The organism is Allokutzneria albata, assembly GCF_900103775.1.
Classification (GTDB): domain Bacteria; phylum Actinomycetota; class Actinomycetes; order Mycobacteriales; family Pseudonocardiaceae; genus Allokutzneria; species Allokutzneria albata.
This window is the reverse complement of record NZ_LT629701.1, coordinates 5,900,517-5,912,169: the sequence shown is the minus strand read 5'-3', so window position 1 is coordinate 5,912,169 and position 11,653 is coordinate 5,900,517. Positions and strand designations below refer to the sequence as shown.

Here is an 11,653-nt window from a genome sequence, read left to right as displayed (position 1 = left end):
CGATGACGTACCTCGGAACTCAACGGAGAGGCGGGGATCACAGTGCGGGTCCGCAACTGGCTGGCCGCGGCGGGGGCGGTGGCGGCCGCGCTGCTGGTGCCGCCGCTGGTCACCTCCGGGCTGGACGCCGACGCTGGGGCCCAGCTGCGCGGCGTCCGGGTGCTGGTGCCCAACGCGCCCGGCGGTGGCTACGACACCACCGCGCGCACGGCGGCCAAGGCGATGGAGGACGCGGGGCTGATCCGCAACGCCGAGGTCTTCAACCTCCCCGGGGCGGGCGGGACCGTGGGGCTGGGCCGGATCGTCAACGAGCGCGGCAACGGCAAGCTGGTGATGTCGATGGGCCTCGGCGTCGTCGGCAGCGTCTACACCAACAAGTCCCGATCGTCCCTCCAGGACACCACTCCCATCGCGAAGCTCACCGAGGAGCCGGACATCGTGGTGGTGGGCAAGGATTCCCCGTACCAGAACATCGGGCAGCTCATCGCGGACTGGAAGGCCGATCCCGGTGCCGTCCCGGTCGGCGGCGGCTCGTCGCCAGGAGGCCCCGACCACCTCGCGCCCATGCTCATGGCGAAGGCGGTCGGACTTGCCCCGAGGACCGTGACCTACGTGCAGTTCGACGGTGGCGGAGAACTGCTCGCCGCGGTCCTCGGGCGCAAGATCTCCTTCGGGGTGTCCGGGGTCGGTGAGTACGCCGACCAGATCAAGGCGGGGTCGCTGCGCGTGCTCGCGGTGACCGGGCCGAACCGGATCCCCGGGGTGGACGCGCCCACGCTGACCGAGGCCGGGATCGACGTGAAGTTCACCAACTGGCGCGGGATCGTCGCCCCGCCGGGGATCTCGGAGAAGGAGAGGGTCGCGCTGGTCGAGCTGTTCCGCCAGCTGCACGACACGCGGCAGTGGCGGGACGCGGTGGCGCGCAACGGTTGGACCGACGCTTACGCCCCCGCCGAGAAGTTCGGCGAGTTCCTCACCGCCGAGAACGCCCGTGTCGCCACCGTGCTCAAGGAACTGGGGCTGGCATGACCGAGAAGCTGAGGCAGCACTCAGAGCTGTGGGTGTGCGTCTTCCTGTTGCTGCTGGGCGGTCTGGTGCTGGTCGACGCGATCAGCATCCCCACCGACTTCACCCAGCGCGGGCCGGTCGGGCCGAAGGCGGCTCCGGTCCTGGTCGGCGGGCTGCTGGTGCTCGTCGCGGTGCTGCTGGCGCGGGACGTGCTGCGCGGGGGCAAGGGCGAGGCCGAGGCGGGTGAGGACGTCGACCTGGACGCCCCGGCCGACTGGCGCACGGTCCTGCTGCTGGCCGCGGCGTTCCTGGCCAACATCGTGCTGATCAACCTCGTCGGTTTCCCGTTGTCCGGCACGGTGCTGTTCTGGGGCTCGGCCTACGCGCTCGGCAGCCGCAACCACGTGCGCGATCCCCTTGTGGCGGCAGGGCTTTCGATCGTCACCTACCTGGTCTTCAACAACCTGCTGGGAGTGCACCTGCCCGGTGGCCCGCTGATGGGGGTGCTCTGAGTTGGACACGGTGACCCAGCTGCTCAACGGTTTCGGGACCGCGCTGACCCCGATCAACCTGCTGTACGCGGTGATCGGCGTGCTGCTCGGCACCGCGATCGGCGTCCTGCCGGGGATCGGGCCCGCGATGGCGGTGGCGCTGCTGCTGCCGGTGACCTACGGCCTCGACCCGACCGGCTCGTTCATCATGTTCGCCGGGATCTACTACGGCGGCATGTTCGGCGGCTCCACCACGTCGATCCTGTTGAACACCCCGGGCGAGACCGCGGCGGTGGTCACCGCGATCGAGGGAAATCCCATGGCGCGCAGGGGAAGGGGCGCACAGGCCCTGGCCACGGCCGCCATCGGGCACTTCGTCGGCGGGCTCATCGGCACCATCCTGCTCGTGCTGCTGGCGCCGTTCGTCGCCTCGGTCGCGGTGGACATCGGCGCCCCGGACTACTTCGCGATCATGCTGCTGGCGTTCATCGCGGTGACCTCGGTGCTCGGCGGGTCCCGGGTCCGCGGCTTCGCGTCGCTGCTGATCGGGCTGGCGATCGGGCTCGTCGGGCTGGACGAGATGACCGGCCAGCAGCGGCTGACCTTCGGGTCGCTCCAGCTCGCCGACGGCATCGACGTCGTGGTGGTCGCGGTCGGCCTGTTCGCGATCGGCGAGTCCCTGTGGGTGGCCGCCCACCTGCGCCGGAAGATGGCCGAGCCGATCCCGGTCGGTCGTCCCTGGCTCGGCCGCGAGGACCTGCGGCGGTCCTGGAAGCCGTGGTTGCGCGGGCCGCTGATCGGCTTCCCGTTCGGCGCGATTCCCGCCGGTGGAGCCGAGATCCCGACGTTCCTGTCCTACGTGACCGAACGCAAGCTGTCCAAGCACAAGGACGAATGGGGCAAGGGCGCGATCGAGGGCGTCGCCGGTCCGGAGGCCACCGCGAGCGCGTCGGCCGCGGGCACGATGGTCTCGATGCTCACCCTCGGCCTGCCGACCACGGCCGTCGCCGCGGTCATGCTCGTCGCGTTCCAGCAGTTCGGCATCCAGCCGGGACCGCTGCTGTTCCAACGGGAATCCGCCCTGGTGTGGGCGCTGATCGCGAGCATGTTCATCGGCACCGTGCTGCTGCTCGTGCTCAACCTGCCGCTCGCGCCGGTCTGGGCGAAGCTGCTGCGGCTGCCCCGGCCCTACCTCTACGCGGGCATCCTGTTCTTCGCCGGCGTCGGCGCGTACGCGGTCGGCGGCGAGGTGCTGGACCTGGTGATCCTGTTCGTCATCGGGCTGCTCGGGTTCATGATGCGGCGGTTCGGGCTCCCGGTGCTGCCCGCCGTGCTCGGGGTGATCCTCGGCCCCAACGCCGAACAGCAGATGCGGCGGGCGCTGCAGATCAGCGACGGCCACCTCTCCGGCCTGGTCAACACCACCTTCTCGGTGGTCGTCTACGGGATCATCGCGGTGATCCTGTGCTGGCCGCTGCTGCGCAGGCTGCGCACGTGACGGCGGTCACTTCCCGAACCGGGCAACCCCTGACGCGTCCCGCCTCGTAACGGAGGGGCGAGACCGTTTGGAGGCCCAGTGATCGATCGCGACGCCGAGTTCGTCGAGTTCGTCCAAGCCCGTGGCGCCGCTCTGCGGCGGACCGCGTTCCTGCTGTGCGGTGACTGGCATCGCGCGGAGGACCTGGTGCAGGCAGCTCTGATCAAGCTGTTCAAGTCGTGGCACAAGATCCACAAGAACGGATCGGTGGATGCCTACGCGCGCCAGGTGCTTGTGCGGACCACGATCGACGAGTCGCGACGGTTCTGGCGTCGGCGGGAGCGCGCGTCCGCCGAACTGCCGGAGGTGGCCGTTCCCGCGGTGAGCAGTGAGGAGGCCCTCGATCTGCGGAGGGCCCTCGCCCAGCTGCCAGCCAGGCAGCGGGCCGTCGTCGTGCTGCGGTTCTGGGAGGACCAGTCCGTCGAGGAGGTCGCGAACCTGCTCGGCTGCACCCAGGGAACCGTCAAGAGCCAGGCGTCCAAGGGCCTGGCCGCATTGCGCAGAGTGCTTGCCGATCAGCGGGACTACGCGGTTCTGGAGGTACAGCGGTGAGCCACGAGGAGCTGACCGACATGGACGAGTTCGCCGAGGCCCGGGCACTCCTGGGTCGCGCGCTCGGAGAGGAACCCACGATGAACTTCCACCCCACGTCCGTTCTCGCTGCCGCCAAGCGCAGCGTCGCCCGCGGCCGCGCGTGGGCCGCGGGCGGTATCGCGGCGGGCGTCGTCGTCATCGGCATCGGCGGGGCCGCGCTGGCATCGCCGTTCAGCGCGTCCGAGGTCCCGCCCGCGGGCGGCGTGCCGACGACCAGCGCACCGCCGACGTCGACCATCACGGTCAGCCCGACCGGGACGAGTCGTCCCACGATCCCGGTCACCCCGAGCGCGACCACGCGCCCGACCAGCCCGGTCACGTCCACCCAGACGACGACGAGCCCCGGCAGGCCCGAGCCGACCACGTCGCGCCCGGTGCCCACCACGTCGCTCCCCACGACGTCGCGCCCCGCCACGGACACCCCACCCCCCACGCGCTGACCCACGGCGTTACGCACCGAATGAGTCATTGAGGGCGAATGCCACGCGTCGTCGGCGTGGTCCGAGACGCCGGAGCACACCACGTGCTCCGGCGTTTCGCCGTTTCGGCCGGGGGAGGTGCACACTGGCCGTGCAGGTTCGATCGACGTCCGGGAGAGGTTCGTGGCCGAGGTTTCCGCGAAGAACCCCACGCTGGAGACCGTGGCAGCGGTCGCGGGGGTGTCCAAGTCGACCGTGTCGCGGGTGATCAACAACCTCCCGCACGTGCGCCAGGACATCAGGGAAGCCGTCGAGCGGGCCATCGCGCAGACCGGCTACGTGCCCAACCAGGCGGCCCGCTCGCTGGTCACCCGTCGCACGGGCGCCGTCGCGCTGGTGGTCCAGGAGCCGGACACCACGGTCTTCACCGATCCCTACCTGTCCGCGCTGATCCACGCGATCGCCGACGAGCTGGACCGGACCGACGTCCAACTGGTGGTGATCATGGCGCGGTCGCAGCGCGAGCAGGCGCGGCTGGACCGGTTCCTCCGCGCCGGGCACGTGGACGGGGTGCTGCTGACCTCGACGCACGGCGCGGGCATGCTCGGCGGTCTCACCGTGCCGGTGGTCTACGGCGGCAGGCCGCTGCGCGTCGCCGAGGACACGATGTGGGTGGACGCGGACAACGTCGGCGGGGCACGACTGGCCGTCGAGCACCTGCGGGAGCGCGGCCGCGAGCGCATCGCGATGATCGCGGGCCCGCAGGACATGGCCGTCTCCATCGACCGGCAGAGCGGCTACCGCGACGCGCTCGACCCCAACAGCCGCCCGGTGATCGCCTATGGCGACTTCAGCGTGCGCAGCGGGGAGCAGGCCATGCGCCAGCTGCTGGCGTGGGAGCCGGAGCTGGACGCGGTGTTCGTCTCCTCCGACCTGATGGCGCTCGGAGCCCTGGAAGCCTTGCGCGCCAATGGCCGCCGCGTTCCCGAGGACGTGGCCGTTGTCGGCTTCGACGATGTCGAGCAGGCAGGGCTGGCCGATCCGCCGCTGACCACGGTCCGCCAGCCCATCGACGAGCAGGGCCGCCGGATGGTCGGGATGCTGCTCGACGCGATCGCGGGCAACCCCGGTGAGCGGGCCGTCACGCTGCCGACGAGCGTGATCGCGCGACAGTCCTCCTGATCTGGGAGCGCTCCCATCTGGTAACGGATGGGAAACCTGTTCTTGACCCTGCACCAACGCTCTGGTCACACTCAGGAACACCTGGGAGCGCTCCCAGGATTTCCCAGAGCGAGGTGCACTGTGCGACAGCGACCCACCCTCCTGGCGGCCATCGCGGTGCTCGGCGCCACGGTCGCCTGCGGCGGCCCCGCGGACGGCCGGATCGAACTCACCATCGGGACGTTCACCGAGTTCGGCTACGAGCAGCTGCTCACCGAGTACGAGGCGGCCCACCCGAACATCAAGATCGTGCACAACAAGACCGGCCAGGGCGGGCCGTACCACCAGGCCCTGTTCACCAAGCTCGGCGCGGGTTCCGGGCTGGCCGACGTTCAGGCGGTGGAGGAGGGCTACCTGGCCGACGTGCTCGCCAGGCCCGCGCTGTTCCACAACCTGGAGCAGATCGGCCCCGCGACCGCCGACCGGTGGCTGGACTGGAAGTACCAGCAGGCGAAGGCCAAGGACGGCAGCCTGATCGGCTACGGGACCGATATCGGCCCGCTCGCGATGTGCTACCGCAAGGACCTCTTCGCCGCGGCCGGGCTGCCCTCCGAACCGGAGGCGGTGAAACCGTTGTTCGCCAGCTGGCAGAGCTTCTTCGCCGCCGGGGACCGGTTCGTGGCGAAGTCGGGCGGGAAGGCGTGGTTCGACTCGGCCGCGCAGATCTTCAACGCCATGCACAACCAGCTCGACACCGGTTACTTCGACCGGCAGGACCGGCTCACCGTCGAGCAGAACACCGCGATCAGGCAGAACTGGGACCAGGTCACCGCTGCGGCCGCGCGCGGCCAGTCGGCGAAGCTCGTGGCGTTCAGCAACGAGTGGAACTCCGGCTTCAAGTCCGGTGCCTTCGCCACCAAGACCTGCCCGGCCTGGATGCTCGGTGTGATCAAGGAGCAGGCCGGACCCGACAACGCGGGCAAGTGGGCGGTCACCGACGCCTTCCCCGGTGGCGGCGGCAACTGGGGCGGCTCCTTCCTCACCGTGCCGAAGCAGAGCAAGCACCCGAAGGAGGCCGCCGAGCTGGCCGCGTGGCTCACCGCACCGGAGCAGCAGGTGAAGGCGTTCCTCAAGGCGGGCACTTTCCCCAGTCAGGTCAAGGCTTTGACCGCGCAGGAGCTGCTGGGCTGGACCGACGCCTACTTCGGCGGGGTGCGCAGCGGCGAGCTGTTCGCGACGCAGGCGCGCAAGGTCGGCAAGGCCCAGTACAAGGGGCCCGGCGACGGCAAGATCCAGGAGAACGCCTCCACCCCGGCGTTGCAGACGGTGGAGCAGGGTGCGTCGGCGCAGGAGGGCTGGCAGCGCTTCGTCGACAGCGCGAAGAAGCTCGCCAAGTGAGCCGCCTGTCGCGGTGGGACGTCAAGTACTCGCCGTACCTCTACATCGCGCCGTTCTTCGTCGTCTTCGGACTCGTCGGCCTGTTTCCCTTGCTGTACACGGCTTACGTGTCCATGTTCGACTGGGACCTGCTCGGTGGGGACCCGGCGTTCGTCGGCGTGGACAACTACCTCGCGCTGTTCTCCGACGGCCAGTTCTGGACGACGCTGACCAACACGCTGAGCATCTTCGTGCTCTCCAGCGGACCGCAGATCGTGATCGCGGTGCTGCTGGCGGCACTGCTCAACTCCAAGCTGCGCGCGCCGACCGCGTGGCGGGTCGGGGTGCTCCTGCCCTACGTGGCGAGCCTCGTCGCGCTGGGCATCATCTTCGCCAACCTGTTCGGCCCCAACTACGGGCTGGTGAACAGCCTGCTCGAACTCGTCGGCCTGGACCGCGTCGACTGGCAGGCCGACCGCTTCGCCAGCCACGTGGCGATCGCGGTGATGGTGAACTGGCGGTGGACCGGCTACAACGCGCTGATCGTGCTCGCCGCCATGCAGGCCATTCCCAGGGAGATCCACGAAGCGGCCACAGTGGACGGTGCGGGACCGGTGCGGCGCTTCGTCAGCGTGACGCTGCCGTTGCTGCGACCGACACTGGTCTTCGTGGTGATCACGTCGACCATCGGCGGGTTGCAGATCTTCACCGAGCCGAAGCTCTTCGACGCGATGCCCGGCTCCAACAACGGCGGATCGTCCAACCAGTTCCAGACGATCACCCTCTACATGTACCAGTCGGCGTTCGAGGGCGGTCACCTCGGCTACGCGTCGGCCATCGCCTGGGTGCTGTTCCTGGTGGTCATCGCGATCGCGACGGTGAACTTCCTGATCACCCGCAGGCTCGCGGCCGGATCCGGGGTGCGCTGATGCGGCGCCGCGTGTGGGTCTACGGCATGCTGACCGCCTTCGTGCTGGGCTCGGCCTTCCCGTTCTACTGGTCGTTCCTGGTCGCCAGCCGGGACAGCTCGATGCTCACCGAGACGGCTCCCTCGCTGCTGCCTGGCGGGAACTTCCTCGCCAACGCGCAGCGGGTGTTCGACACCGTGCCGTTCTGGAAAGCCCTGGGCAACAGCGTGATCGTCGCGGGAACGGTCACGCTGACCACGGTGCTGTTCTCCAGCCTCGCCGGGTTCGCCTTCGCCAAGCTGCGCTTCCGCGGCCGCGACCCGTTGTTCGTGTTCGTCGTCGCCACCCTCGCGGTCCCGACGCAGCTCGGGGTGATCCCGCTGTACCTGGCGATGGCGGAGTTCGGCTGGGCCAACGGGTTGCAGGCGGTCATCGTGCCGAACCTGGTGACCGCGCTCGGCGTGTTCTGGATGCGTCAGTACACAGTGGACGCTCTGCCGTTCGAGCTGGTCGAGGCGGCGCGGATGGACGGGTGCAGCATGATCCGCGTCTTCTGGCACGTGTGCCTGCCGGCGGTCCGCCCTGCAGCGGCCTTCCTCGGCATGTTCACGTTCATGACCTCGTGGAACGACTTCCTCTGGCCGCTGATCGTGCTCAACGCGGAGAACCCGACCGTGCAGGTGGCGCTGGAGAAGCTGCAGAGCGGCTACTACGTCGACTACTCGCTGGTGCTCGCGGGCACGACGCTCGCCACCGTCCCGATCCTGATCGTTTTCGTCGTGCTCGGCAGGCAGATCGTCGCCGGGATCATGCAGGGTGCAGTGAAGGGGTGAACCGTGTCCGTACTGTCCTTCCCCCCGGGGTTCCACTGGGGAGCGGCGACGGCGTCCTTCCAGGTCGAGGGTTCGACCACGGCGGACGGCCGGACCGACTCGATCTGGGACGCGTTGTGCCGGGTGCCGGGGGCGGTGGTCAACGGCGACAGCGGCGAGCCCGGCGCCGACCACTACCGCCGCTACCGCTCCGACGTCGAGCTGATGAAGTCCCTGGGGCTCAACGCCTACCGCTTCTCCACGGCCTGGCCGCGGGTCCGCCCGGACGGTGGCGCGGAGAACCCGAAGGGCCTCGACTTCTACGAGCGCCTGGTGGACTGCCTGCTGGACAACGGGATCACGCCGTGGATCACGCTGTACCACTGGGACCTGCCGCAGGCGCTCGAAGCCGAGGGCGGATGGGCTGATCGGGACACCGCGTTCCGGTTCGCCGACTACGCCGCGTCGGTGCTGGACCGCCTCGGCGACCGCGTGCACCACTGGATCACGTTGAACGAGCCGTGGTGCTCGGCGTTCCTCGGCTACGCCGTGGGCAGGCACGCGCCGGGACGCACGTCGCCGCGCGCCGCCCTCGCCGCGGTCCACCACCTGATGCTCGCGCACGGCCTCGCCGTGGACGTGATCCGCGGTTCGGCGGCGCAGGCCCAGGCGGGAATCACCCTCAACCTGTTCCCGGTGGTCGCGGTGCAGCCGCAGGACGCCGAGGTCGCCCGCCGCGTCGACGGCCTGCAGAACCGGATCTTCCTCGACCCCGTGCTGCACGGGCGGTACCCGGAGGACGTGCTCGCCGACCTCGCGCCGCACGGCTTCACCGACTACGTGCTCGACGGTGACGTCGCCACGATCAGCCGCACGGTGGACTTCCTCGGCGTGAACTACTACCGCGACCTCCAGGTGATCGACTCCGGCGTGCCCGTCACCGGGCCGACCGAATGGATCGGCGCGGAGACGGCGCGCTTTCCCGCGCGTGGGCGGCCGCTCACCGATATGGGATGGGAGGTGGTGCCGGAGGGGCTGACCGATCTTTTGCTGAGCCTGCACCGGCAGCGGCCGGATCTTCCGGTCTACATCACGGAGAACGGCGCAGCATACGCGGACGAAGTGGTCGATGGCCAGGTTCACGATTCGGATAGGGTCGAATTCTTGGCCGCGCATTTGCGGGCGGTGCACGCGGCGATCAGCGAGGGAGCGGACGTGCGCGGCTATTTTTGCTGGTCGCTGCTGGACAACTTCGAGTGGGCCGAGGGATACGCGAAGCGCTTCGGAATCGTTCACGTCGATTATGCGACACAACGGAGAACTCCGAAGGACAGTGCGCACTGGTATGCGCGAGTTATCGCCGATCACGGCCTGGGATAGCGAAAAGGTTCGATGTGGTCTTTCCTCGGGCTCAAGCGGGCAGAGACCATGAGTGGCATGAAAAGGATGATCGCCACTGCGCTCGCGGCGGTCGGAATGGCGCTGGGGGCTGTTCCGGCCGCGGCGAACGCCGACGCCTTTTACGTCGACCCCACCTCGAATCCGGCGAAGTGGGTCGAGGCCAACGGCGGTGATCCGCGAGCCGTGCAGATCAAGAGCGCCATCGCCGACAAGCCGATGGCGAAGTGGTTCGGCAACTGGAACGCCGACATCCGCGCGGACGTCTCCGCCTACGTCCGCGCCGCGCTCGCGGCGAAGCGGCTGCCCGTGCTGGTGGCCTACAACATCCCCGGCCGTGACTGCGGCAGCCATTCGGGTGGTGGCGCGGGCAGCCCCGCGGCGTACCGCACGTGGAGCTCCGCTTTCGCCTCCGCGATCGGCACCCTCCCCGCGGTCGTGGTGATCGAGCCCGACGCGGTGGCCCAGCTCGACTGCCTCGCCGATCCGCAGAAGCAGGTGCGGCTCGACCTGCTCAAGCACATCGCCTCGGAGCTGAAGACCAAGGCGCCCAACGCTTTCACCTACCTCGACGGCGGCAACTCCTCGTGGATCCCGGCGCCGGAGATGGCCAGGCGCCTCATCTCCGCCGGTATCGGCGACACGCGGGGCTTCGCGGTCAACGTCTCCAACTACCGCACCACCGCTGAGTCCGCCCGCTACGGTGGTGACGTCGTCGCACACCTCGGTCAGAAGAAGAGCTTCGTGATCGACGTGAGCCGCAACGGCAACGGTTCCAACGGCCAGTGGTGCAACCCCGCGGGCCGCAAGCTCGGCGAGGCTCCCCGGCTCGGCGCCGCGCCCGCGGAGATGCTGCTGTGGGTCAAGGTCCCCGGCGACTCCGACGGCGAATGCGGTATCGCGCCCACCACCCCCGCCGGCAGGTTCACCCCGGAGATCGCCATGCGGTTGATCACCGGTAGCTGACTTTCCACCACCCTGCACTGGAATCAGCGAAGGCGGTCACATGATCACATTGGTAGTCGCGGCCGTGCTGGGCGGCGTCCTCGTCCCGGACGCCGCCCCGGCGCAGTTCTACGTCGACCCGAACTCCACCCCGGCGACGTGGGTTCGCGAGCACCCGGACGACCCCCGCCGGGACCGGATCAACACCGAGATCGCCACCAAGCCGACGGCGAAGTGGATCGGCGGCAAGAACGTCGGTTCGGTCGCCGCCCACGTGGGCACGGCCGCGGCGGCCAACCGGCTGCCGGTCATGGTGGCCTACAACATCCCCGGCCGTGACTGCGGCAGCCACTCCGGCGGTGGTGCCGCCACACCCGCCGAGTACCGGGCGTGGAGTTCGCAGTTCGCGGCGGGCATCGGCGACCGCCCCGCCGTCGTGGTCGTCGAACCGGACGCGGTGGCGCAGCTGGACTGCCTCACCGCACCGCAGAAGCAGACCCGGATCGAGCTGCTGAAGTACTTCACCGAACAGCTGAAAGCCAAGGCTCCCAAGGCATCTGTCTACCTCGACGCCGGTCACGCCAACTGGATCGCGGCGCCGAAGATGGCGAGCCGGTTGAACGAGGTGGGCATCGCCAACGTCCGCGGGTTCGCGCTCAACGTGTCGAACTACTACCCGACGACCAGGTCGGTGACCTACGGCGACACCCTCCGCGCGGAGCTGACGAAGCTGGGGCACACCAAGACCTTCGTTGTCGACGTGAGCCGCAACGGCAACGGCTCCAACGGCCAGTGGTGCAACCCCGCGGGCCGCAAGATCGGTGAGCCGCCGCGCACGGGTGGCGGCGCGGACATGCTCCTGTGGGTGAAGGTCCCCGGCAACTCCGACGGCAAGTGCGGCATCGCGCCCACCGTCCCCGCTGGCACCTTCTCCCCGGACCTCGCCCTCCGCCTCATCAACGGCACCTGACCTGCCCGGCGTGCTCATAGCGGGACTCTCCTC

General features: G+C 69.4%; 12 protein-coding genes. All 12 read left to right on the top strand.

Annotation, left to right across the window (positions count from 1 at the left end):
• Nucleotides 1–42 precede the first annotated feature (42 nt).
• A complete protein-coding gene (locus tag BLT28_RS26800; RefSeq protein ID WP_030427115.1) occupies nt 43–1,029 on the top strand; it encodes a Bug family tripartite tricarboxylate transporter substrate binding protein in 987 nt (328 codons plus the stop codon).
• A complete protein-coding gene (locus tag BLT28_RS26795) occupies nt 1,026–1,520 on the top strand; it encodes a tripartite tricarboxylate transporter TctB family protein (protein ID WP_030427116.1) in 495 nt (164 codons plus the stop codon). The genes BLT28_RS26800 and BLT28_RS26795 overlap by 4 nt, the downstream gene beginning before the upstream one ends.
• A gap of 10 nt (nt 1,521–1,530) precedes the next feature.
• Nucleotides 1,531–2,997 (top strand): tripartite tricarboxylate transporter permease, encoded by a 1,467-nt coding sequence (locus BLT28_RS26790; RefSeq protein WP_407638828.1) that lies wholly within the window; start codon nt 1,531–1,533, stop codon nt 2,995–2,997.
• A gap of 78 nt (nt 2,998–3,075) precedes the next feature.
• Complete coding sequence (locus BLT28_RS26785) at nt 3,076–3,588, top strand: SigE family RNA polymerase sigma factor (protein WP_030427118.1); 513 nt, start codon at nt 3,076–3,078, stop codon at nt 3,586–3,588.
• Nucleotides 3,585–4,070, top strand: a complete 486-nt coding sequence (locus BLT28_RS26780) for a hypothetical protein (RefSeq protein WP_030427119.1) — start codon at nt 3,585–3,587, stop codon at nt 4,068–4,070. Before BLT28_RS26785 ends, BLT28_RS26780 begins: the two co-directional genes overlap by 4 nt.
• 162 nt (nt 4,071–4,232) lie before the next feature.
• Nucleotides 4,233–5,231: a LacI family DNA-binding transcriptional regulator gene (locus BLT28_RS26775; protein ID WP_030427120.1), complete on the top strand. Its 999-nt coding sequence runs from the start codon at nt 4,233–4,235 to the stop codon at nt 5,229–5,231.
• Between the two features lie 120 nt (nt 5,232–5,351).
• Nucleotides 5,352–6,608, top strand: a complete 1,257-nt coding sequence (locus BLT28_RS26770) for an ABC transporter substrate-binding protein (RefSeq protein WP_052406846.1) — start codon at nt 5,352–5,354, stop codon at nt 6,606–6,608.
• Complete coding sequence (locus BLT28_RS26765; protein WP_322788460.1) at nt 6,605–7,516, top strand: carbohydrate ABC transporter permease; 912 nt, start codon at nt 6,605–6,607, stop codon at nt 7,514–7,516. The genes BLT28_RS26770 and BLT28_RS26765 overlap by 4 nt, the downstream gene beginning before the upstream one ends.
• Nucleotides 7,516–8,328 carry a carbohydrate ABC transporter permease gene (locus BLT28_RS26760; protein ID WP_052406847.1) on the top strand — a complete coding sequence of 271 codons (813 nt, stop codon included), beginning with the start codon at nt 7,516–7,518 and terminating at the stop codon, nt 8,326–8,328. Before BLT28_RS26765 ends, BLT28_RS26760 begins: the two co-directional genes overlap by 1 nt.
• Before the next feature lie 3 nt (nt 8,329–8,331).
• The gene (locus BLT28_RS26755; RefSeq protein ID WP_231950439.1) at nt 8,332–9,687 is read left to right on the top strand and encodes a GH1 family beta-glucosidase; all 1,356 of its coding nucleotides are present in this window, start codon (nt 8,332–8,334) and stop codon (nt 9,685–9,687) included.
• Between the two features lie 57 nt (nt 9,688–9,744).
• Nucleotides 9,745–10,671, top strand: a complete 927-nt coding sequence (locus BLT28_RS26750) for a glycoside hydrolase family 6 protein (protein ID WP_081900000.1) — start codon at nt 9,745–9,747, stop codon at nt 10,669–10,671.
• A gap of 40 nt (nt 10,672–10,711) precedes the next feature.
• Entirely contained in the window at nt 10,712–11,620 is a 909-nt protein-coding gene (locus tag BLT28_RS26745) for a glycoside hydrolase family 6 protein (protein ID WP_030427125.1), read from the top strand.
• Nucleotides 11,621–11,653 lie beyond the last annotated feature (33 nt).